We start from the raw sequence: 21,108 nt of genomic DNA, 5'->3' as shown, positions 1-21,108 counted from the left end.
ATTATTCCTCGGCTCCCGCGTGTGAGACTTCGCTCATGTCCATGCCTTCATGTCCGGACATGTCCATTTTCCCGTGGCTCATCTTGAATTTGCCAATCACTTTCTTGAACAGTTCAGGATTTGCCGTGGAGAAAAACTCAACCGGATTGTTTTCGCTTGGCGTAGCCAGTTTCTCAAAGTCATCCATCGTCATCATCTGACCGGAAGAGGTTTTGGCTTTTGCTACCCACTGATCGAAAGAAGCCTGGTCAGGTGTGGCAATTGCTTTAAACTTCATGCCAGAAAAACCACGTCCGCTGAAGTTAGCGGAAATACCGTCGAAAGTGCCAGCTTCGTTAGCGATAAGATGAAGTTTAGTCTGCATACCTGCCATGGCGTAAATTTGGCTACCCAAGGTTGGAATGAAGAAAGAGTTCATCACGGTATTGGAGGTAATCTTGAAATTCACAGGTGTGTTAGCCGGGAACGCGATCTGATTAACCGTAGCAATACCCTGTTCCGGGTAAATAAACAGCCACTTCCAGTCCAGCGCCACCACATCGATTTCAATGGGTTTAACGTTGGATACCAGCGGTTTACTTGGTTCGAGAGAATGGGTTGATTTCCATGTCAGGACGCCAAGGAAGAGGATAATCAGGATTGGCACGGTCCAGACTACGGCTTCCACCTTGTTAGAGTGGGACCAGTTCGGGCTGTACTTGGCATTGGTATTCGATGCCCGATATTTCCAAGCGAATACCAATGCCATTAAGACTGCCGGAATTACAACGATCAGCATCAAGCCAAAGGCTGTCAGTATCAGCGAACGTTGCTCCAGTGCAACCTGTCCCTTGGGATTTAACAATGCATTATCACAGCCACTTAACATTAAGGTGCCTGCGATCGATGACAAAATCCCCAAACTTTTATTGTATTTCATGAGTCTCATTTAACGACCTCAATGACAAGGGCTCTATTGTCGTTTAAGTGTGGCTGCATTTTACGGGAAGGTTTCATTACTGTAAACCAGCAGCAGCTTGTGTCAGCGCTGTGTATATGCCTTTTACATGTCCTGTCACAGATGTTGCCAGAGGTGAAAAATCATTAATGGTAACGGGGGTTGGCGTGAATATAACAAAAAATGATTTCAAAGCCCCTTGAGAAAACAAGGTTGCTATAAACAGCGAAATTAGATCTCAAATATTTAACATATTAACATCGTTTGAGTAATGCTAATTAAACGGAAATAATCACTCACCATTTTTTTAAATTTTCATGAGGCGCAGTTAAAATATAAAAACTTTTAAAAAATAACACAAGCGATGGCACTCAACGGAAAAATCGTAGCATTAAAGATGGTTTACTTACTGGTCGTGAATAATTTGGTTCAAATACTCGGTTCTGCAACTGCTGCACTGACAGGGCACCGCGTTTAAACAGATAAACCGGATGCAGCCGTTTTTCCGTCCCGATTTATCGGGATACTGACCTGTTGCCAGGGAAAGACGCTGCCGTTCAAAAGTGAATGGTGGGAGTACTACCTGTTAAAATTTAACAGTAACAATGGAGAAAACGCATATATTTCAAACAGCATGTGTTGGTCAGGAACCCTGAACCGACAGCGTGCGCTTATCGGTTCAGGGTTCCGACCAACAGATTTTTCATTATCAGGTACGGGATGAAGTTGACGATCACGCTAAGTCTGGTAATTAGCGATCGTCAGCTCAACAGCTTGTGCAGTAACAATTTATTTATGCAGCGCCAGATAATCCAGCAGGCTTCCGCAGACAATACCCGCCGTTACCAGAGCCATGCCACCTTGCCATAACAAACCGACTGGCAAAGCGATGTCCAGCAGACCGGATGCACGCAGCGCCATAAAGATAAACCCCATTGCAATCAATGCGGCACCAGTTTTTAACGCGCGTAATGCCCAACGATAGCCCAAGGTAAAGTGGGTACGCACGGCGAACCCTTCACCTGATTGCGTTTGCTCAAGCGTGTTTTTACATCCGGCAAGGAGGATCAGTCCGGGCAGTGCGGCAACGACAGAAAAAATATAAAAGGTTGACCATCCCCATGCCTCAACAAGCTCTCCAGCAAGAGGGCCGACATAGACGCGTCCAACGGCTGAAAAAGCGGAGAGTAAAGCAAACTGAGTGGCGGAAAAGGATTTATTGCACAACGTCATAAGCAGCGCAACGAACGCTGCCGTGCCCATCCCACCGCACAGGTTTTCAACAAATACTGCTGCTGCCATGCTGTAAAGATGCTTATCCGTAACTGAAAGCCCCCAGTAGGCAAGATTTGAGACAGCCTGGAGGATACCAAACAACATCAGCGCACGATAAAGGCTCAGTCGTTGCATCAACATGCCTCCTAACAGCGCACCCAGCAAGGTTGCGGTCAGGCCCAGTGATTTGTTAACAAGGCCAACCTGTCCGGCATCAAACCCTACGCCCCGTATCAGAAAGAGTGTGCTCAGGCTGAGTGCGAAAGCGTCACCCAGCTTATAAAGAACAATTAAGGAAAGGATCAGCCAGGCATTATTACGGTTAAAAAAGTCACGCAGCGGGGCAATTACTGCGTCTTCCAGGGTTGCTGGTGGCTGGTCGGCACTTTCAGGTTCGTTCGCCACAAGCGTAGCAATGATGCCCGGTATCATCATCAGGGCCATCACCCACCAGATGGCGTTCCAGCCGACATAGCGATCAGCAAACCACAGGGCAAGCCCCCCGGAAACCAGCATGGCCAGCCGATAACCCAGCACGCTAATTGCTGCTCCGCTACCGCGCGCTTCGGCAGGCAGCACATCAGTTTTCCATGCATCGAATACGATATCTTGTGATGCGGAGCAAAAGGCGATCAGTACGGCCAGGGCTGCCAGCAGTGTCAAATCACGCGAGGGCTGCATAAAGCCCATTAGCGCAATGCCTGCCACCAGCAAAATCTGTGTGATCAATAGCCAGCCGCGACGTCGACCTAAAAATGGCGGCGTGTAGCGATCCATCAGCGGAGACCAAAGAAACTTGAACACGTAAGCCTGACCAACGAGTGAGAAAAAGCCGATAGTTTTAATATCAACATTTTCCACAGCCATCCAGGCTTGCAACGTCCCCGCGCTCAATGCCAGAGGTAAACCGGAGGAAAAGCCCAGCAACAGCAGCAACGCTGCGTTACGCTGAGTGAAGATGTGCAGGTAGTTACTGGTCATAAAAACCTCAGAGTGAGGGAGTTTGCCAAATACAAGGCAGGTGCGCCATGCGGTAGCTTCACTAGAAACGTTAGAGTGGGCAATTTTTGTGTTGTTTCTGGGGAACAGGTGTTCCCCGGAAACCTGCTATTTTATCAGCGGGCGTTTTGCCTGATAAACTGGCTGACGCTGGTATCCTGTGCCATATCGGAAATAACGTCACTCAGCGTTGAATTGACGGCATTGGTGATTTTATCGTTGGTAGCGTTAAATGCGCCTTCTACGCTATAAGTTTGCCGATAATTTTTAACCTGCTTATTGCCATTTTTAGCAGTGGCAACAATAGAAATATCTGCTTTAGTGGTGATACTGTATCGCACATTACCCTGCGTGACATCGGCATACAGGTTGTTCACGATGATTTGCAGGTCAACTGGCCCGTTGGGCCCGATCATGTAGCCACGTGCACCCATTTGCTTTTCCAGCACTTCCTGAAGCAGAAAACGCAGATCGCGTGTGGCGGTCAGGGTGGCTAACTGGCCGTCACGGTTGACTTTTGCCAATGCCTGGTCGCTACGTTGATCGGCCCCGTTAATGCTGACAGTCACGCCTCCAATACTTGGGTCCTGTTGAGGAAGCTGGATTTTAGGTGAGATACTCAGGGTGTTGTTATTGCTTGCACAACCGGCGAGAACAAACAGCGCCAGCAAAGGCAAAATGATTTTTTTTAACATGCTTATTTTCTCGGAGACTATAAAAGGTATGGTCGGGACAGTTAGGCGGTCATCATAACATCGCTTTTCACAAGTTGAAGCCTGACAGGAAGTAAATTCATTGCCTTGCATCTTAATAAAGGGCGCAGGGCTTATGGGATTCATTCTCGGTCATGAGGAGTAAAGATATGGTCCGCGAACAAATAGAAGCAAAGTTAAGAACAGCGTTCGCTCCCGTGCATCTGGATGTTCAGGATGAGAGTTATCGTCACAACGTTCCTGCGGGTGCAGAAAGCCATTTTAAAGTGGTCATCGTTAGCGACAGTTTCAGCAATCAACGTTTCCTGATGCGACATCGTGCCATCTACGGCGTGCTGACCGATGAGCTGGCTGGCAGTGTGCATGCGCTTGCATTGCATACTTACACGTTGAAAGAGTGGGAAGCACTACAGGATACGGTACCTGCTTCACCAAATTGTCGTGGTGCCAGCACGTTGGCCTGAATCAGGAATTTAATATCGGCGACCCGTGGGCTAATGCCGATCATTTAAGGATCGGTTGACCGATCCGGTTTATGCGGTAAAAAGGGTTCTATGTTCATCATGGAACCCTTTTTAAATGGAACTTTCCCAGGCCCTCGGCATCATCAATGCCGCCACTCCTGAGCGCGCCCGTAGTCTCGCCGACCTTATTCCTCCCGAGCTTATTCAGCAGGCGCTCACCCTGACCGATACCGTTACTTTGCGTAAACGTAAACTTTCCCTCGAATCCATGATTTGGCTTGTCGTTGGGATGTCCATTTTTTGCGATCGTCCGATGACCGAAATCGTCAATCTGATGGATATTACTGACCGGACCGGAGCTCCTTTTACCGCACGCAGCGCTGTCATTCAGCGCCGTAAGACTCTGGGTGAAAATGCAGTGCGGGAGCTTTTTGATATCACACAGCAGCACTGGAATCAGCAGGCTGCACATCCAAAATGGCACGGTCTGAATCTGTTTGCTGTCGACGGCGTGGTCTGGCGTACCGCCGATACGCCGGAAAACAGAGCCGTCTTCAGTAAACACAGCAGCCAGTACGGCGAAGGCGGCTATCCTCAGGTGCGAATGGTTTGTCTGATGGAGCTGAGCAGCCATCTGATCGCCGCCAGTGCATTCGACAGTGAAAAAGTCAGTGAAATGCGGCTGGCTGAACACCTGACGGAGAAAACCCCGAATAACAGTATCACCCTGTTCGATAAGGGATTTTATTCGATGGGTCTGCTTCATCACTGGCAGACAGCAGGAGAACACCGTCACTGGTTGTTGCCGTTGAAAAAACACGTACAGTATCAGGTGGTTCGCCGTTTGGGGCGTGGAGATGAACTGATATGCCTGAAAACCAGTCCACGAGCCAGGAAGCAATGGCCAGGGGTCCCGGAAGAAATGGTGGCAAGACTGCTGACCCGCAGGGTAGACGGTAAAGAGAGGCAGGTGCTGACGTCACTGACAGACCCGAATCGCTATCCGGGTAAAGATATCAGCGAGCTATATCGCCACCGCTGGGAAACAGAACTGGGCTACCGGGAAGCAAAGCAGGGTATGCTGGACAGCCGGTGGACATTACGCAGTCGCCTGCCGGAGCTGGTGAGACAGGAGCTATGGGGGGTACTGCTGGCTTATAACCTGGTGCGATATCAGATGGTGCAGATGGCGTTCCATCTGAAAGGAGATTACCTGCCTTACCAGCTGAGCTTCAGTGGAGCGATAAGCGAAATAATCCGGATGCTGATAACCCTGCCCTGGGCTTCGCCGGGAAAAATGCCGGGAGAACTGAGAACCCTGTATGAACAGGCGAAATGGCTTGTGTTACCGGGTAGAAGAGAGCGAAGTTACCCGAGAGAGTTGAGGGTAAAGAGCAGGAAATATCCGGATAAAAAGGTTGCTGGTCACCTTAAGTGACCAGCATTAGGTCAAGGGTAAACGATTTTATTTTGCTCACCTGCATGAAACATCAGAGCGTAAGGGGGCGTTTAAACGAACCAAAGGCTACCTCGTTAAGGCAAGTCTGCTCTATCGGGGGACAAACTTACCTGACGACAGTCCGGTACTGGTGATCCCTTGACAGGGATTAATTGTGTCTTTCGACTAACTTATGTTCGCAAGGCTTCTATTTAAGCTAGGGAGAGATCATGCAAAAAACGCGTGTTATGGACTGGGAAACTTTGCTCGAAGAGTATTTTTTCTCGAAGGCGTTACGTCCTGAAACTGAAATGAGTTATCGCCGAGTGGTTGCAGTTTTCAGGAAATTTATTGGGAATGACATGTTACCTGATGAAGTCACGAACCGAGAGTTGATTTTGTGGCGTCGGGACATGCTGGGAAGGGGACTAACAACAAGTACGTGGAATAATAAAGTTCGCCATTTACGTGCGATCTACAACCAGGGGATAAAGAAAAAGTGGCTCACTCTCAAGGAAAATCCGCTTAACGAAACGCAAGTACCACCGGGAAGCAAAAGGAAAAAGATCCTCAGCCGAGATCAGTTGGTTAGGGTAAATTTGGTGCTGGGGCAATTTGAAGAGCGCGAAAATCACTGGCTGGGACAATGCAGGCCTTGCGCGCTCTATCCCGTATGGTATTGGCGTACGGTGTTTGATGTGTTGCGTTCAACTGGTATGCGACAGAATCAGCTGTTACACGTGCGTTTAAAAGACGTCGATCTTAAAGCTAATTCTATTTTATTGTGTAAAAAGGGAAGCAAAACACACAGGGAATGGTTGGTGCCGATAGTCAACTTCCTGAGTGACCGTATGCGAATACTTGTTGATCGCGCCATCGCGCAAGGAGCCGAACCGGAAGATTACCTTTTTGATGTGAAACGTTTCCTGAACCCATTTGGTGAGGTTGGTCCAGAACCTGCGATACAACCTGTTCGCTCGTTCTTTACCCGACTAACGAAAGAGTGTGGTTTTAAGGTAAGTCACCATCGGTTCAGACATACTCTGGCGACTGAAATGATGAAATCACCGGATCGAAACCTCGCAATGGTAAAAGGGTTGCTGGGGCATCGAAGTGTCAGCACAACCCTAGAATACGTGGAATTGGATTTGAAGATCACGGGGCAGGCGTTAGAAGACGAACTGTCATTGTATATGGATTTGACCCCTACACGTGAAGAAGAGGCCAGACACGCCTTGACATAACTTTAACAAGCTGTAAAAATCGCCAGTTATCTAGAGAAGGACGCCTGTGGTGACACACAGGCATCCTTTCTAGAGGAACCTAATATCAACGCCAGAGTGTAAATACCTAGAAAACCACTTTGACATCTATCTACCGGTTCCGTATTAACCGCCCGTTAAGGATCTCATCCCTTAACCAACGTGCTTTGATGCATGGTGCCCGGACTCGGAATCGAACCAAGGACACGGGGATTTTCAATCCCTTCGCAGGTGTTAATCGGATGTAAAAGAGCGTTTGTACGTTATATGAGTGAACGTACAAACTATGAAAATTTTACCCGTTATTTCCCCAAAAGGCGGTGAAGGTAAATCGACTTTCGCTGCTTACCTCGCTGGTTTTCTTGCCGATGCTGGTGTGAAGACACTTCTTATTGATGCAGACTGGACCCAGCCGACGGCCAGCAGTATTTTTGCTCTTAATAAAGAAGCGCCGTTCGGACTGTATGAGCTTCTCATGCAGACGATCCCCGACCCTGTTCAGGCTATTTCTCAGACCTCAATTGATAATCTGGACCTTATTTATTCAAACGATCCGGACGAACTTCTGCCGACAGCGATGCTACACGCGGCAGACGGTCGTATCCGTTTAAGGAATATTCTTCAGCATCCTGCCTTTGCCCGCTACGGGGCAATAATTATCGACTCCAAAGGTGCCACCGGGGTGATGACTGAGCTTTCCATACTTGCGTCAACCGGCCGCGTCATGGGGGTTGTGAAACCCATACTTCCCGACGTTCGCGAGTTTATTCGCGGTTCCCTGCATATGTTTTCCCGCCTCAAAACCTACGAAAATTACGGTATACACCTGCCCGACATCTCTATTCTCGTGAACTGTTTCGAAAATACGCTTCTTGACCGGGAGGCGATGGACAGTCTCTCAAAAATTATCAGCGAGAAGCTGTATGACAGCAGCGTGTTGGGAGAGCGAAATATGTTCAGTCTGCTCGATACCTGTATCGAGCAACTGGATATCTTCAAACTGGGCCATGTTAAGTCGCAGCCGGTTCACCGGCTTGAATATAAAACCCGGCGTAAGGGACCTGCGGCGGCAGATACCATTCACAGCCTTGCCTGCGAGTTGTTTCCGGAGTGGAAAGCGTTCTTTGATGACGTCCTTTCCCGGGAGGTTCGCGTATGAACCGGTATCTAATCTGGCGGGCTGTCGCTTATGCAATTAACACACGTAAATTCCAGGAGGAGGTTTTTGTTTTCGTCGATGCACCCGATCGGGAAACAGCGAAAGAGCGGATTTACGAGCGGCTGGCTGAGGAATGGGGAATAAGTAAAGCAAGTCAGTGGGATGATAAGCCGGCACACATCGAATTTCATAATCTCTGTGATGAGAAAGAATTACGCGATATGGCCTTGGGGGGGCAAGTACCGCCAGGTATGCCGTTGCTTGAATGTGGCTGGGGGGGAGGAAGGGCAATTTATGATACGGAGCCTTTGATTCTTATCGCGTCACCACACCTAAGGAAAGTGCTGGAGTGTGCGCTGCAGGAGGTGCCGGCATGAGCAAAATGACTATCGATGCCATTCTGGCGCAGCTTCCGGAATGGCAACCTTATGTCGATGGGCCAGAGGAGGCGTGTTGCCAGTGGCAACATAGTGTGGATGGCAGACCCAATAATGTCATCGTGATGCATGATGAGGCACACGGCTTAACCGCGGCCCCTGTATGTTGTCGGTTACACACTGGCAAACCGGTATGGCGAATCAAGCCAGTCCAGTTTTTTTTCAACGCACTCCCTGAGCCATATATTGCCGGCTGGAAGATATGCAGACCATTCCTCCGTCAGCGCAACGGACATTTCCCGGAGCGTCAGTTTTTCGACATCGGCTGGCAACCAGCGGTGGCGCCGGATAATGGCATAATGCAGGGCCTGCATGGGCGTGCATCTGTGGTGCTGGATACTCCAGTTATGGGTACGCTGCAGCCATTCACCCAGCCACATCAGCCGGAATTTCAGTTGCCGGTCTTCAGCTTTTTCCTGTTCAGCCTCATGCCAGAAACGCTGGCTGATATTGTCAAATTCACTTTCACTCATGCCCAAAAATTCGCCAGGCAGCAGTTTGCTATTGGTATTCATATTTTTTCCTTATTCGTAATGAATATAAATGTACTGCCAGCGCCTTCTGACCAGAGTCGCCAAACTATGAGGTCAGAAATTGTGCTGTCAGTGTCAGGGATAATAACCCTGGCAACTGTGTGCCTGGCACCCTTTACCTTTCTTTACGGCCTGCTCGTTTATTCAGCTATTTCAGCGGTTTTCTGGCAACGCTTTCATCAGGAGGTGTGTTATGGCTGATATTCATATACCCCATTCACCAGAAGCAGAGCAGGCCGTTCTGGGTGGGTTAATGCTGGATAACGACCGCTGGGATGAAGTGGTTTTATTGCTGGCACCGGATGATTTCTTTGTGGGCTGGCACCGCGCCATTTACCGGGCAATGGCCGAGCTGGTCGGTGAAAGCCTGCCGCTGGATCTGATTACGCTCTCTGACCGGATGGAGAATGCTGGTTTGCTGGAGCGGGTTGGCGGCTTTGCTTATCTGGCTGAGTTGAGTAAGAACACGCCATCGGCCGCCAATATTCTGGCATATGCAGGGGTGGTGGCGGAAAAAAGCCGGCTACGCAAACTGCAGAGTGTCGGCAACATGTTGGTTGCTGACGTGCAGGCGTTGAATGCGCGCTCTTCTGACGTTCTGGAGGTAGCTGAGAACCAGCTGTTCTGCATTGCTGAGCAGGGCATGCTGCAGGCAGGTACTGAAACCACCATAAACGATGCCATGGATACGCTGGTCAGCCGGCTTGAAGCTATGATGGCGCTGGACGGTCTGACCGGTACGCCAACCGGTTTCAGCCAACTGGACGAGATGACCTGCGGCCTGCAGCCGGGCGATCTGGTTTTGCTGGCCGCACGGCCATCGATGGGGAAAACCGCTCTGGCGCTGGCTACATGTGCCGCTGCTGTACGGGGAAAACCGGATGATTACGTTTTCGTCTACAGCATGGAAATGCCGGAAGAACAGCTCTCCATGCGCCTGATGTCTATGGAAGGGCGGGTTGAACTCAGCAGGCTTCGTAGTGCATCACTGGGTGATGAAGAATGGGCCCGTCTTTCACAGGCCATGAAGGAGATTATTCAGTGGAATAATCGTCTGATCATTGATGATACAAGCTATCAGACACCGGCAACCTTACGCGCCCGTACCCGCCGCTATGTCCGTAAGTACGGCAATCCCTCCCTCATTATGGTCGACTACCTGCAACTGATCCGCTCTCCTGAGCAGGAAAACCGGACTCAGGAGATTGCCGAGATATCGCGTTCCCTGAAGGCGATGGGCAAGGAGTTCGGGTGTCCTGTACTGGCGCTTTCTCAGCTCAATCGTCAGGTGGAGCAGAGGGCGGATAAACGGCCCAATAACGGCGATCTGCGTGATTCGGGGGCGCTCGAACAGGATGCCGACCTCATTATGTTTATCTATCGGGATGAGGTGTATAACCCGGGCACCATGACGCCGGGTGTGGCGGAAGTCATTATCGGTAAGCAGCGGCAGGGGCCAACCGGAACGGTGAAAGTGCAGTTTGACGGCCGCTATACGCTTTTTTCCGAATATCAGGAAGGGGGATATGACCTCGGGTATCACAGGAAAGGAGGTCGGGCATGAGCCGTAACCGCACGAATACTGGGGTCTCCATGCTCCAGCCGGGCCGCAGGGCCTCGGGGAGCGTTGAGAGTACACCAGTGGTTGAAATGCCAATGGTTCTGACGATTGAGCAACTGGCGCCAAACCCGGATAACCCCCGAACATCGCGTAATCCACGCTATGACGAGATAAAGGCGTCAATTAAGGCCCGCGGGCTGGATACGGTGCCGAAAGTCACCCGCGATCCGGATGGTGACCCGAATAAATACATTTTCAGTGACGGTGGTAACACCCGTTATCAGATACTGACAGAGCTGTGGCAGGAAACGGGGGAAGAGCGGTTTTTCCGCATCCATGTGCTCGTGAAACCCTGGCCCGGGCGGCTCCAGTGCGTGATTGGTCATCTTGCTGAGAATGAGGTCCGTGGCGATCTGTCCTTTATTGAAAAGGCCCGGGGGATCCATAAAGCGCGGACTATTTATGAAGAGCAACTGGGAAAGTCAGTTTCTTTGCGCGAGTTATCCACGTTACTCACCCGTGAAGGCCTGCCTGTCCATAATTCAACAATCAGCCGGATGGAAGATGCCCTGAAGTATCTTTTTCCCTGGATGCCGGATTTGCTGGAGTCCGGATTAGGACGGCACCAGATTACCTCTCTTCTGGCGATACGGCAGGATGCTGAGAAAGTCTGGGATCAGTTTTGCCTCCTGTCTGAACGAAGCGATAAATGCTTCACCGATGTGTTTGGTGAATGTTGTCGCAAATTCAACTCCCCTGAACTGTGGTCGCCGGAAATGTTCCGAGATGAGTTTATTGGTGATCTGCTGCTGGCGCTACCGCATCCGGAGCTGAATTATGACCGCTGGGTGATGGAACTGGATCCCGGCGAGCGTAACCGGCGCTATCACTTTGGCGAACAGGAAGAGGCTACCCGTCCTCAGGAGGTGGTACCACCGCTGTCCACCGACAGCGTTCAGGAGGCTTCACCCGGACCTGATTTTTCTCTGCCGGCAGTATCGTCTGAGCTGGAGCCTGCAACGCCAGCGGTTATGGAGGAGCGGCCGCAACAGGATGCAAATTCACGGCTACCGCCAGAGAGCAATAAGGAAGCGCCTGCACTGTTCCCTCGTACAGAGATACAGCCTGATATGTATGGCGGTTCTCCTGTTATTTCGGGTGACGACATGGGTACGGGGCTTTCTCCGGACAATGATGAAACCGACAGTGATGAAACGCTGATCTCCATGCTGGCGCCGGGGCTGGAGGATGATGGGGAGGCCCTGCATCGGGCCTGTCACATTGCCGGAGATGCGATCTGGTCTGTTCCGGCTTATCAGGACGATATCGAACATCTGCAGAATATAGCTTTCATCATGGCGTGGGAACTGGGTGAAAAACTGGGATGTGAAGATGAAATTCTGCCTGATCGCGCCAGCAGTTTGTCGCCCGGCTATTGTGCCGCAGGTGATAACTGCAGTGCGCCGGCCGCCTTCCTTTTGTCCCTTGCCGGGTGTTGTCCGGCGCAGTGTCCGGCAACCGGGATGGATGTTGTGCTGATCGGCGGTTCTGCACAGCAGGATGTGCCGGTTCTTGATGATGAAAATGCCATAAAACTGCTGAGACTGATGCGTGTCATGCGTCGATTACGGGAATTACAGCGCGGAGTAACTTTTACTGGAGAGGGGAATGATGAAATATGTTAAGGCACCGGTTACATGGTTCGGAAGCAAATCTCGACATCTACACTGGTTACTTCCGCTATTCCCGCAGCATCAGGTCTTTGTTGATGTATTTGGTGGCAGTGGCTCCGTTTTGTTGGGTAAGGAGCCTTCTCCGGTAGAGGTCTGGAATGATCGCGATGAGCGCTTAGTTAATCTGTTCAGAGTCCTCAGAAATGAAACGTTATCGGTTAAGTTACAGCAGCAGCTTGAATTAACGCCATATAGCCGTCAGGAGTTTCAAGATTGTCGTAGTTCAGTTCTCTCTTCAGATCCCGTAGAAAATGCCCGCCGGTTTGTTGTGAGCTGTCGTCAGTCCCACGGTGGTATTGGTGGTAATTGGAGTTATAGCAAAGGGAGTACGGCTTCAGGCATCAGCTCAGCTGTAAGACGTTATCTTGCCGGTGTGGAACGTCTTCCAGAAATTGTCAGCAGATTACGCACTGTTCAAGTGGAGAATTTGGATTGGCGTGATGCGCTTATTAGATATGACGGGCCAGACACCCTTTTTTATATGGACCCCCCTTATGTGCTCCATACCCGTGTCAGAGGGAGTTATCTACATGATTTTGATGATAAAGAGCATCAGGAGCTGGTGAGGATATTGCCTACTTTGTCCGGCAAGGTGCTTTTATCTGGATATGAATCACCTTTATACGCTCCCTTACAAAACATGGGCTGGGAAGTCATACGGGAACCTGTTATTGCAACCACATCCCGACGCAGAACTGAACGAGTCGAATGTATATGGATGAATTTTCGGAGGAAAGCGGCATGAATAACAACTTGTCTCAGGCCGCCAACGGGTTGCTGATGCAGCTGGTGATGGATCTGAAAAGTGGCTATCTCCGTCGCTGCGAGTCGCTGGGGATCAAGCGTGAAGAGATGCAGATGCTGCAGGGACTCTCCCTTGAAGAGCTGCACTATCTCGCGAACAGCGAAGTTTCTGTGGTCAGCGTCAGCATCGATCACAGCAATCTGGTCAGCATGCTGCAGCGGGCCAGAATGGAGCAAAAGCGCATGCAACGCATCGACCGGGCGCTGGCGCTGGGCAGTTCGATAGAGCTGATGCAGACATTTTTCGGGCTTTCCAGTACGGATGTGGCGGCCCGCCGCAGGATCGCCGGTATTGAAGCCCGATCCGGACGTGGCAATACGCTCGGGGATGAAGACAATGCGGAAATCTGGCGGCTGTGGCAGAAATCAGGTGTTGAAGAGGTAGAAAGCCCGGACGGGCTTGATGTCATGATGCTGGCCGCAGAGCAACTGAATATCCCCCTTACCTCAGTCTGGCATGCGGTGAAAGGATGGCACAGAACCACACCTCGTCGCGCTGTGAGTCAGTCCCAGAAACCCTCAGAGAGGAAGCGTGCATGAGGATAAAAAACGTGGGCCCCGGTCTGTGGGCCTCTCCCGGAGCGCCATTGCAATGTTGCCGTAAAGCCTTACGGCTGGTCAGTCAGTTTCATCATGGCGATCGTAATTATACCCGGCTTGAGGGTCGGGGCTGTGGATACGTTAAGATCAATATTGGTCCGTTCTGGCGTTTGCTTAGTCGTAATGATGGTAGAACCTGGTTACTACTGAGCCACGGGCGTTACAACTCAGCGATCCGCAAATAGTGTGTTTATCCTGCATCTGTACGCGGATGCAGGCATAAGCATACTGACAGAACAGAATGGCCTGACGAGAGCCATTATAAGGAAGAGGATATGACGCTGCCTGCGGACAGTCTGATAGCGTTTACGCTGGAAAAAATGAATACCCGTCTGGCGGCTAATCCGCTGCGCGATGACGGACGGGTACGCAGTGGCCTGTTGTTTACGGGAAACGTGCATGATGCCATCCCCCGAAGGTTGTTGCTGGATCAGCGGCTTTCCCCCCTTGATAAGATGGGCTGGATGATGATCCGCCTGTATGCACAGAATAATGAGGGTGCGATATTCCCCAGTTATGATGAGCTGCAGGTGCAACTGGCTTCTCCGGGTAAAGGTAAAGCCTCCCGTGAAACCGTCAGCCGGGTGTTACTGATGTTACGAATAACCGGCTGGCTCAGTCTGTGTAAGCGGGTTCGTGACGATAAAGGGCGGGTTCGCGGTAATATCTACGCGCAACATGACGAGCCCCTGACTTTCCGGGATGCAGAATCGCTTGATCCGCGTTTTCTTGATGTTGTTGCCGATGCCTGCCTGAGTAAAAACCGGACGGTCAGTCAGACCGCCCGGGATGTGCTGGACGAGATTAAAAACGATCCCACAATGCGGCACTATCACAGCCACCTGTCTCTGCTTGAAACCCGTCTGGGTCGTCCACAAAATGCTGGTCAGTTAGCAGCGCGGCAGCATTCCTCATTATTAACCCCGAAGCCGGGTTCGGGATCCGAACTCAGTGTGAATCGAATAAAAAACAACCATCGCGAACTGAGTACGGAAACCGAACTTAGTCAAAATCAGGAGCAAATAATACAGAGTTCGGATTCCGAACTTCCAGTAAAATCAGTGGGTTATAACAGAGTTCGGAAACCGAACCATTACGTACGTAGTTTCACACACAGTGTGAATAAAAAAACGTACGTAGACAATCCGGTAGTGCTGCCTGATGCGCTGAAAACCGTGGTGTCGCAGGAAGACCAGGCGATGCTGATTCGCCAGCTTCAGGCTCTTCCTGAAGAGCAGGCACAACAGGTCCTGTTTGCCCTGCAGAATCTGATGGCCAGGCAGCGAGTGGACAATCCGCTCGGCTGGATGCTGGCGGTGATGAAAAAAGCCCGGGAGGGGACTTTCAGACCCGTTAAGCAACCGCAACAGGTTCAGCCGGAGACTCAGACGCGACCATGCAGCCCTGAACAACAGCCGTTCTCCGCGCCTCCTCGACCTGCGGCAGCTTCTGAAGAGCAGGTCAGGAATTACGTCACCAGTCTCCGGGAACAACTGAAAATGTGCGGTGCTGTCCCGGGCAGCAGTGGCTGAAAAATGTACGGTGCTGCCCCGGGCAGCAATGGTTAAAAAATGTGCGGTGCTGCCCCGGGCAGCAGTGGTTAAAAAGTGTACGGTGCTGCCCCGGGCAGCAGTGGCTAAAAAGTGTATGGCGCTACCCCGGGTAGCTGCGGTTGAAAAATGTACTGTGCTACCCGTACAGCAGATAAATCAAAATTTCATCACCCGGCGATCTGGTTTTCGATTGTCGAGTCTCCTCTTGCTGAGGACTATCTCAATCCTGACTGAGATATCGCAACAGCAAGGGGCTATATATGGAAAAAGGTAAAAAGAACGCGGATGCGAAGGTCGGTAATGAAGCATCTTCACTGCGGGCAGGCGCACTACAGTCCGCGCTTTCGGTGGAACTTCATACTCACTATGCCATCAGATTATGGGAAGGGCGTAAGCAAAGTGACAGTAATTCCCGTAGTCCCCATGAGAAAAAGCGGCCTGAAATCATCAGTATGCCGAAGGCCATTCAGCGTGCCGGGGTGGCTTCCCGGGATTCAGCAGCAGATAACCCTTATGCTGATATGGTGCTGGTGAAACTGGAAACCACGCTTCACATGGCGTCCAGTAAGATCAGTACGATAGTGAATGAGCTGGATGTGATCCTGACAGCGGTTCCCAAAGGGATAACGCTTTCTGATATTGCGTCTGCGCATCCTCTGAATATCAGCGTTTACAGTCGTTCCCCCCTGGGGTATCGGTGCGTATGGCTGCTGGTCGGTTATGACCAGCTGGCAATGAAAGCGTTTCAGGCTTTCCATTATGGGCTGATTTCACGCGCTCAGCGCGATCAGTATCTCAACAGAGGCGGACATGCTGTCAGACAGGTTTATGGGGCGATTCAGCCTTATTACACCGTGGCGGTTAACCGAAGCGATATTATTAATCTGACCGGCCGTGGGAAAGAGGCCCTGGCGCGGCTGGGTGAACCCGATCCCGATATTTTCTCCGGTAAAAAGCGATCTTCTTTTTCATCGCCTCTGCGGGAACACTTTGTTCGCCAGAGCGAAAAGAGCTGAGAGGGGAGGTGAGACATGCAGCTTTATCTGTGTGAGAAACCGTCTCAGGCGAAAGATATTGCGCGGGTTCTCGGCATCAGCAAACGGGGACAGGGATTTATCAGCGGTGGCAATATCACCGTCACCTGGGCCATCGGCCATCTGCTGGAGCAGGCCAGCCCGGATGCTTATGGCGAGCAGTTTGGTAAACCCTGGCGGGCCGATGTGCTTCCGGTTTTACCCGATAGCTGGAAAATGGTGGTCAAACCCCAGACCCGGGATCAGTTCACGGTTATCAGTAAGCTGCTGAAGCAGGCCGGAGAGGTGATCATTGCCACCGATGCTGACCGGGAAGGTGAGGTTATCGCCCGTGAGCTGCTGGCGTATTGCGGATATCGTGGCGCGGTACGTCGGCTGTGGTTATCCGCGCTGGACGAAGCCAGCGTCCGTGAGGCTCTGGCCGGTATTCTCTCCGGGGAAAAAACGGCAAAACTGTATGATGCAGGGCTGGGGCGTAGCAGGGCGGACTGGCTCATCGGCATGAATCTGACCCGTTTGTATACTTTGATAGCTCGTGAATCCGGTGTTTCCGACGTGTTGTCCGTTGGTCGGGTTCAGACGCCGACGCTGGCGATAGTGGTTAACCGTGATAAGGAAATCGCTGATTTTGTCCCGGTCCCCTGGTGGCAGGTGCAGGCTCTGCTTGAGAAAGATGGCGTGCGCTTCAGGGCGACCTGGCAGGCGGCGGCGCAGTACTGCGATGACGAAAAGCGCTGCGTGAATAAGCAGGCGGCGAACGCTGTCGGACAACTCTGCCAGCAGCAGAAAGGTGCAACAGTACTGGAAGTGAGTCAAAAGCGTGATAAAACACCGGCTCCGCTTTGCTTCGATCTTGGAACGCTGCAGCTGGTTTGCTCCCGTAAATTCGGGATGGGGGCCAAAGAGACGCTGGCTGTCGCCCAGTCATTATATGAGACGCACAAAGCGACGACCTATCCGCGGACCGACTGTGGTTATCTTCCGACATCAATGCAGAAGGAAATACTGGAAGTAATGGGCTCTGTTGCCAAATCCGATCCGTCAGTGGCACCGGTGCTGGCTCAACTGGACCGCGGGTTTGTCTCCCGGGTCTGGAATGATAAAAAAATCACGGCACACCATGCCATTATTCCTACACGTCAGGCATTTGACCTCTCGCGCCTCAGTGCGGATGAGCTGAAGGTTTATCAGCTTATTCGACAGCATTATTTTGCCCAGTTCCTGCCGCTGCAGGAGTCTGATGTGACCGATGCTTCTTTTAATATCGGCGGCCAGCTGTTCCTGGCCAGGGGGAAAGTCAATGTTATAACGGGCTGGACGTGTTTGTTTCAGAAAGATATTCAGGAAGATCCGCCTGAGGATGATGATATGGCGTTGCCAGCTCTGAACAAAGGTGACAGTTGTATCGTAAATGGCGCCAGTGTCGGGGATAAGGTCACCAGCCCACCAAAACCCTTTACCGAGGGCACGCTGATTGCCGCGATGAAAAATGCTGCCAGTTTCGTCAGCGATCCGAAGCTGAAAAAAGTGCTGCGTGATAATGCGGGACTGGGAACCGAAGCGACCCGGGCCGGGGTACTGGAGACACTTTTCTCCCGTCATTACCTGGAGAAAAAAGGCAAACATATCCACGCCACGTTGCTGGCCAGGGAACTGATAGCGGCGTTGCCTGAAACGCTGACCAGCCCCGGTATGACCGCGCTGTGGGAACAGGCGCTTGACGATATTGCTCAGGGAAAAATGTCGCTGGACACCTTTATGCAAAAACAGCTGCAGTGGACCCGTCATCTGGTTGACAAAGGGCGATCTGATACAGTGAAAATTACCGCGCCTGTGACGCCTCCCTGCCCGCTCTGTAAGGGCCTGACCCGCAAGCGTAAGGGAAAAAACGGAGACTTCTGGGGATGTATTCGTTATCCAGAATGTAACGGTATTGTTGCTGGGAAAAGCGGCGGAAAGGGGCGGAAAACTATTCGGGGCAAAAAAACGGCAGCAAAGACGAAAGCGGAATTCTCTGCACCGCAATAATGGTTTTGGGTACACCAGGGCAGTAAGTTCTGCTATTGTAAACCCGCTTTGATGCAAAGGTACCCCGCAGGCTACGGGGCTGTTACGGACTTTAACGGGGTCTGATGATAGCCTGGCCCGGCAGGCAGTGAATTGTACGTTCCGACTGGCCTGCAAGACGCATGCACTCCGTGAAAACCGCGTCGGGATAATGTCCTTAATCCCCGGAGAATGATGAGACACCGCAGGTTCTGGTACTGGCCATAAGGGCGTCGGCAACGGCGCCTTTTTTTATTCTGCAACTCGCAGCAGCACCTCCTCTGGTTTCAGGTTGACATTCTCGCCGGGCAGTTTAATGATGGTCGTGCTTAATTGTCGTGTTTACGACCACCAATGTTTCAGCGGTCTGTGAGAAACGCCTTCGGGTGGCTGCAAAAGAATTCTCCCGCAGCCTGAAAGGGAGAGCATATTGAATGTGGTACATCTGCACACCTTTGAAAGCAGATATCGCAAGTCACAAGCGCACTATGACGCGGCGATGAAGGTTTCTTAATGACTCACCAGACAGTCGGAATTTAGCTAATTCTGACTCCCCGACGGGAAAAACACTCCCGTCCGGGCAGATGTTTTCTCCGTCGTATCTTATTTTTACCTCCATGGAGAAAACATCATGTCTGTAAATAATCCTGCTTCCGGCAAAACGGAATATTTCAACCTGACCATTAAAGGTCTGGGGTATCTCAGCAATATTCGCCAGGTCAATCTTCAGAACGGCTCTTTTCTCAGTTGCGTGATTAACGCACTGAGTGGTCCGACGGATAACCCGGTATATGTTCGCTTTGATGTTTCCGTTGCCGGCAAAGAAGCGACCAGCCTGATTGGTCGCTGTCAGAAAGCCGTTGATGAGGATAAAAAAGTCCTTATCGGCTTCACCTTAAGTAATCCGTCCACGGATATCTTTACGCTTAACAAAGGCGATCATGCCGGCGAGCAGCGTGTCAGCCTGAAAGCCCGCTTAATAAAAGTGGACTGGATAAAAATAGGCCAGGATATGGTTTATAAGACTGAAAAACCGGACTCCATGCCGCCTCAGAACGGTACTGCTCAGCACGAATACGCTGAAAATTCTTTCTGAGTTATTTTTACCCTCACCTCCCTGAATAACGGACCTTCCTTCAGGGAGGTCTGTTTTCTTTATTAAGGAAACACATCATGAATAATTCAACAGGAATTCTGGCAGCAGAGTCCGGTTTTACTTTACCTTTGCAGGTGCTCAAAAGCGGTCGCGGTTATTATATTGGTACGGCAAATCATGAGGGACCTGTTTCCCGTGAGTCTGAAGAATACTTTAGTACCCATAAAAAAGCGCTTCAGGCATTCACCACTGGTGCCTGGACTCAACGTGAGTGGGCATAAGGAGAAAGCATCATGGCTTCACGTGGAATTAACAAAGTCATTCTGGTTGGAAATTTAGGCCAGGATCCTGAAGTGCGCTATATGCCCAACAGTAACGCAGTGACCACGCTGTCGATCGCGACTTCAGAGAGCTGGCGCGATAAGCAAACCGGCGAAATGAAAGAGCAGACCGAATGGCACCGTGTTGTGCTGTTCGGCAAACTGGCGGAAGTGGCCAGTGAATATCTGCGTAAAGGCTCACAGGTGTATATTGAAGGCCAGTTACGTACCCGTAAATGGCAGGATCAGCATGGCCAGGATCGTTATTCTACCGAAGTGGTGGTCAACGTGAACGGTAGCATGCAGATGCTGGGGAGTCGTCAGCACTCGGGCAGCTCCTCCTCTCAATACCAGGGCTCTCAACAGCAGGGATGGGGGCAACCTCAGCAGCCTGTATCAGGTGGTCAGCCGTCTCAGGTTGGGCCATCGTCAACCGGAAGCTCTGCTGCCGGCATGCCGATGGATTTTGACGACGACATCCCCTTTATCGGGTGTGGTTATGGCGTTAATCGCGTGACCATACACGCAATATGACAGGGGGAATATTGTGCCTACAGTATTAAGGATCGGCGCTTATCGATTCTACTTTTACAGTCATGAACCTAATGAACCGGCGCATGTCCATATTGATAAAGGCAATGCAACCGCTAAAATATGGTTACATGATATCAGCGTCGCGCGTAGTGTGGGATTTGCTTCACACGAGCTTCGTGAATTACAACGTCTGGTTAAAGAATATCAGATAACACTCCGGGAGGCCTGGGATGCTTACTTTACAAAGTGAGAATGATATTCGCGTAATGAATGTCTGTATTGATGACGATCGCCTGACGGTTGATCTCATGGATGGACGCAGTATCTCTGTTCCCGTTGCCTGGTTCCCGCGTCTTGCTGCCGGTACTGCTGAGCAGCGACAAAACTGGGAGCTGTGTGGTGCCGGCTATGGTATCCACTGGCCTGAACTGGATGAGGACCTGAGTACCGAAGGGCTGCTTCGTGGTGCTAAAGGTGCGATTCCACGACACTGACCGGTGTAATTTGACAAACAGAACGCTGACCTTCCGGTTAATGCCGATCATTTAAGGATCGGTTGACCGATCCGGTTTATGCGGTAAAAAGGGTTCTATGTTCATCATGGAACCCT

At 51.1% G+C, this 21,108-nt stretch carries 22 protein-coding genes; 18 read left to right on the top strand and 4 right to left on the bottom strand.

Annotated elements, in window-relative coordinates; genetic code table 11:
* Position 1: 1 nt before the first annotated feature.
* The 3 genes from cyoA to LU633_RS22420 all read right to left on the bottom strand — a co-directional run bounded on the left by cyoA (position 2) and on the right by LU633_RS22420 (position 3,906).
* A complete protein-coding gene (gene cyoA, locus LU633_RS22430) occupies positions 2 to 928 on the bottom strand; it encodes a cytochrome o ubiquinol oxidase subunit II (RefSeq protein WP_016190679.1) in 927 nt (308 codons plus the stop codon).
* Positions 929 to 1,726: 798 nt separating this feature from the next.
* Entirely contained in the window at positions 1,727 to 3,193 is a 1,467-nt protein-coding gene (ampG, locus tag LU633_RS22425; protein ID WP_016190680.1) for a muropeptide MFS transporter AmpG, read from the bottom strand.
* Between the two features lie 134 nt (positions 3,194 to 3,327).
* Positions 3,328 to 3,906, bottom strand: a complete 579-nt coding sequence (locus LU633_RS22420) for a lipoprotein (protein ID WP_016190681.1) — start codon at positions 3,904 to 3,906, stop codon at positions 3,328 to 3,330.
* Positions 3,907 to 4,073: 167 nt separating this feature from the next.
* Here LU633_RS22420 and bolA point away from each other — a divergent pair, with 167 nt between their 5' ends.
* The 5 genes from bolA to LU633_RS22395 all read left to right on the top strand — a co-directional run bounded on the left by bolA (position 4,074) and on the right by LU633_RS22395 (position 8,624).
* Positions 4,074 to 4,388: a transcriptional regulator BolA gene (gene bolA / locus LU633_RS22415; protein WP_016190682.1), complete on the top strand. Its 315-nt coding sequence runs from the start codon at positions 4,074 to 4,076 to the stop codon at positions 4,386 to 4,388.
* Positions 4,389 to 4,503: 115 nt separating this feature from the next.
* Positions 4,504 to 5,826 carry an IS4 family transposase gene (locus LU633_RS22410; RefSeq protein WP_046371900.1) on the top strand — a complete coding sequence of 441 codons (1,323 nt, stop codon included), beginning with the start codon at positions 4,504 to 4,506 and terminating at the stop codon, positions 5,824 to 5,826.
* A gap of 230 nt (positions 5,827 to 6,056) precedes the next feature.
* Positions 6,057 to 7,070, top strand: a complete 1,014-nt coding sequence (locus LU633_RS22405; protein ID WP_016190683.1) for a tyrosine-type recombinase/integrase — start codon at positions 6,057 to 6,059, stop codon at positions 7,068 to 7,070.
* 304 nt (positions 7,071 to 7,374) lie between these two features.
* A complete protein-coding gene (locus LU633_RS22400; RefSeq protein ID WP_016190684.1) occupies positions 7,375 to 8,247 on the top strand; it encodes a ParA family protein in 873 nt (290 codons plus the stop codon).
* On the top strand, positions 8,244 to 8,624 hold the full coding sequence (locus LU633_RS22395; RefSeq protein ID WP_016190685.1) for a hypothetical protein: 381 nt from the start codon (positions 8,244 to 8,246) through the stop codon (positions 8,622 to 8,624). The genes LU633_RS22400 and LU633_RS22395 overlap by 4 nt, the downstream gene beginning before the upstream one ends.
* Before the next feature lie 173 nt (positions 8,625 to 8,797).
* On the opposite strand, the gene LU633_RS22390 is transcribed toward LU633_RS22395, so the two are convergent.
* Entirely contained in the window at positions 8,798 to 9,199 is a 402-nt protein-coding gene (locus tag LU633_RS22390) for a hypothetical protein (protein ID WP_052734713.1), read from the bottom strand.
* 211 nt (positions 9,200 to 9,410) lie between these two features.
* On the opposite strand from LU633_RS22390, the gene dnaB-PI reads away from it, so the two are divergent.
* The 13 genes from dnaB-PI (at position 9,411) to LU633_RS22325 (ending at position 20,992) form a co-directional block, all read left to right on the top strand.
* Entirely contained in the window at positions 9,411 to 10,781 is a 1,371-nt protein-coding gene (gene dnaB-PI / locus LU633_RS22385) for an SPI-7-type island replicative DNA helicase (protein ID WP_016190687.1), read from the top strand.
* On the top strand, positions 10,778 to 12,463 hold the full coding sequence (locus tag LU633_RS22380) for a ParB family protein (RefSeq protein WP_016190688.1): 1,686 nt from the start codon (positions 10,778 to 10,780) through the stop codon (positions 12,461 to 12,463). The genes dnaB-PI and LU633_RS22380 overlap by 4 nt, the downstream gene beginning before the upstream one ends.
* Positions 12,447 to 13,256: a DNA adenine methylase gene (locus LU633_RS22375; protein ID WP_016190689.1), complete on the top strand. Its 810-nt coding sequence runs from the start codon at positions 12,447 to 12,449 to the stop codon at positions 13,254 to 13,256. The genes LU633_RS22380 and LU633_RS22375 overlap by 17 nt, the downstream gene beginning before the upstream one ends.
* Positions 13,253 to 13,855, top strand: coding sequence for a DUF2857 domain-containing protein (locus LU633_RS22370; RefSeq protein ID WP_016190690.1), 603 nt, complete (start codon positions 13,253 to 13,255; stop codon positions 13,853 to 13,855). Before LU633_RS22375 ends, LU633_RS22370 begins: the two co-directional genes overlap by 4 nt.
* A complete protein-coding gene (locus LU633_RS22365) occupies positions 13,852 to 14,100 on the top strand; it encodes a ParE family toxin-like protein (RefSeq protein ID WP_016190691.1) in 249 nt (82 codons plus the stop codon). The genes LU633_RS22370 and LU633_RS22365 overlap by 4 nt, the downstream gene beginning before the upstream one ends.
* A gap of 90 nt (positions 14,101 to 14,190) precedes the next feature.
* Entirely contained in the window at positions 14,191 to 15,447 is a 1,257-nt protein-coding gene (locus LU633_RS22360) for an STY4528 family pathogenicity island replication protein (protein ID WP_016190692.1), read from the top strand.
* 281 nt (positions 15,448 to 15,728) lie between these two features.
* The gene (locus LU633_RS22355) at positions 15,729 to 16,484 is read left to right on the top strand and encodes a PFL_4669 family integrating conjugative element protein (RefSeq protein WP_016190693.1); all 756 of its coding nucleotides are present in this window, start codon (positions 15,729 to 15,731) and stop codon (positions 16,482 to 16,484) included.
* Positions 16,485 to 16,499: 15 nt separating this feature from the next.
* Entirely contained in the window at positions 16,500 to 18,530 is a 2,031-nt protein-coding gene (locus LU633_RS22350; protein ID WP_016190694.1) for a DNA topoisomerase III, read from the top strand.
* Positions 18,531 to 19,179: 649 nt separating this feature from the next.
* Positions 19,180 to 19,644 (top strand): STY4534 family ICE replication protein, encoded by a 465-nt coding sequence (locus LU633_RS22345; RefSeq protein ID WP_016190695.1) that lies wholly within the window; start codon positions 19,180 to 19,182, stop codon positions 19,642 to 19,644.
* Positions 19,645 to 19,721: 77 nt separating this feature from the next.
* Complete coding sequence (locus LU633_RS22340) at positions 19,722 to 19,925, top strand: hypothetical protein (protein ID WP_016190696.1); 204 nt, start codon at positions 19,722 to 19,724, stop codon at positions 19,923 to 19,925.
* 12 nt (positions 19,926 to 19,937) lie between these two features.
* Positions 19,938 to 20,498 (top strand): single-stranded DNA-binding protein, encoded by a 561-nt coding sequence (locus LU633_RS22335; protein ID WP_016190697.1) that lies wholly within the window; start codon positions 19,938 to 19,940, stop codon positions 20,496 to 20,498.
* A gap of 13 nt (positions 20,499 to 20,511) precedes the next feature.
* Positions 20,512 to 20,748, top strand: coding sequence for a DUF4160 domain-containing protein (locus tag LU633_RS22330; protein ID WP_016190698.1), 237 nt, complete (start codon positions 20,512 to 20,514; stop codon positions 20,746 to 20,748).
* Positions 20,729 to 20,992 (top strand): DUF2442 domain-containing protein, encoded by a 264-nt coding sequence (locus tag LU633_RS22325; RefSeq protein WP_016190699.1) that lies wholly within the window; start codon positions 20,729 to 20,731, stop codon positions 20,990 to 20,992. The genes LU633_RS22330 and LU633_RS22325 overlap by 20 nt, the downstream gene beginning before the upstream one ends.
* Positions 20,993 to 21,108 lie beyond the last annotated feature (116 nt).

Source organism: Erwinia tracheiphila (genome assembly GCF_021365465.1).
Taxonomy (GTDB): Bacteria; Pseudomonadota; Gammaproteobacteria; order Enterobacterales; family Enterobacteriaceae; genus Erwinia; species Erwinia tracheiphila.
Note: the sequence above shows the minus strand (reverse complement) of the source record. Positions and strands in the feature narration are given on the sequence as shown.

What these genes read in the sequence shown, in the direction of transcription:
- LU633_RS22375 (WP_016190689.1), top strand. Translation starts at nt 12,447, where the DNA reads ATGATGAAATATGTTAAGGCACCGGTTACATGGTTCGGAAGCAAATCT.
- LU633_RS22345 (WP_016190695.1), top strand. Translation starts at nt 19,180, where the DNA reads ATGTCTGTAAATAATCCTGCTTCCGGCAAAACGGAATATTTCAACCTG.
- LU633_RS22350 (WP_016190694.1), top strand. Translation starts at nt 16,500, where the DNA reads ATGCAGCTTTATCTGTGTGAGAAACCGTCTCAGGCGAAAGATATTGCG.
- LU633_RS22390 (WP_052734713.1), bottom strand. Translation starts at nt 9,199, where the DNA reads ATGAATACCAATAGCAAACTGCTGCCTGGCGAATTTTTGGGCATGAGT.
- LU633_RS22410 (WP_046371900.1), top strand. Translation starts at nt 4,504, where the DNA reads ATGGAACTTTCCCAGGCCCTCGGCATCATCAATGCCGCCACTCCTGAG.
- LU633_RS22360 (WP_016190692.1), top strand. Translation starts at nt 14,191, where the DNA reads ATGACGCTGCCTGCGGACAGTCTGATAGCGTTTACGCTGGAAAAAATG.
- LU633_RS22370 (WP_016190690.1), top strand. Translation starts at nt 13,253, where the DNA reads ATGAATAACAACTTGTCTCAGGCCGCCAACGGGTTGCTGATGCAGCTG.
- LU633_RS22335 (WP_016190697.1), top strand. Translation starts at nt 19,938, where the DNA reads ATGGCTTCACGTGGAATTAACAAAGTCATTCTGGTTGGAAATTTAGGC.
- LU633_RS22340 (WP_016190696.1), top strand. Translation starts at nt 19,722, where the DNA reads ATGAATAATTCAACAGGAATTCTGGCAGCAGAGTCCGGTTTTACTTTA.
- bolA (WP_016190682.1), top strand. Translation starts at nt 4,074, where the DNA reads ATGGTCCGCGAACAAATAGAAGCAAAGTTAAGAACAGCGTTCGCTCCC.
- cyoA (WP_016190679.1), bottom strand. Translation starts at nt 928, where the DNA reads ATGAGACTCATGAAATACAATAAAAGTTTGGGGATTTTGTCATCGATC.
- LU633_RS22405 (WP_016190683.1), top strand. Translation starts at nt 6,057, where the DNA reads ATGCAAAAAACGCGTGTTATGGACTGGGAAACTTTGCTCGAAGAGTAT.
- LU633_RS22395 (WP_016190685.1), top strand. Translation starts at nt 8,244, where the DNA reads ATGAACCGGTATCTAATCTGGCGGGCTGTCGCTTATGCAATTAACACA.
- LU633_RS22325 (WP_016190699.1), top strand. Translation starts at nt 20,729, where the DNA reads ATGCTTACTTTACAAAGTGAGAATGATATTCGCGTAATGAATGTCTGT.
- LU633_RS22420 (WP_016190681.1), bottom strand. Translation starts at nt 3,906, where the DNA reads ATGTTAAAAAAAATCATTTTGCCTTTGCTGGCGCTGTTTGTTCTCGCC.
- ampG (WP_016190680.1), bottom strand. Translation starts at nt 3,193, where the DNA reads ATGACCAGTAACTACCTGCACATCTTCACTCAGCGTAACGCAGCGTTG.
- LU633_RS22400 (WP_016190684.1), top strand. Translation starts at nt 7,375, where the DNA reads ATGAAAATTTTACCCGTTATTTCCCCAAAAGGCGGTGAAGGTAAATCG.
- LU633_RS22355 (WP_016190693.1), top strand. Translation starts at nt 15,729, where the DNA reads ATGGAAAAAGGTAAAAAGAACGCGGATGCGAAGGTCGGTAATGAAGCA.
- LU633_RS22365 (WP_016190691.1), top strand. Translation starts at nt 13,852, where the DNA reads ATGAGGATAAAAAACGTGGGCCCCGGTCTGTGGGCCTCTCCCGGAGCG.
- LU633_RS22380 (WP_016190688.1), top strand. Translation starts at nt 10,778, where the DNA reads ATGAGCCGTAACCGCACGAATACTGGGGTCTCCATGCTCCAGCCGGGC.
- dnaB-PI (WP_016190687.1), top strand. Translation starts at nt 9,411, where the DNA reads ATGGCTGATATTCATATACCCCATTCACCAGAAGCAGAGCAGGCCGTT.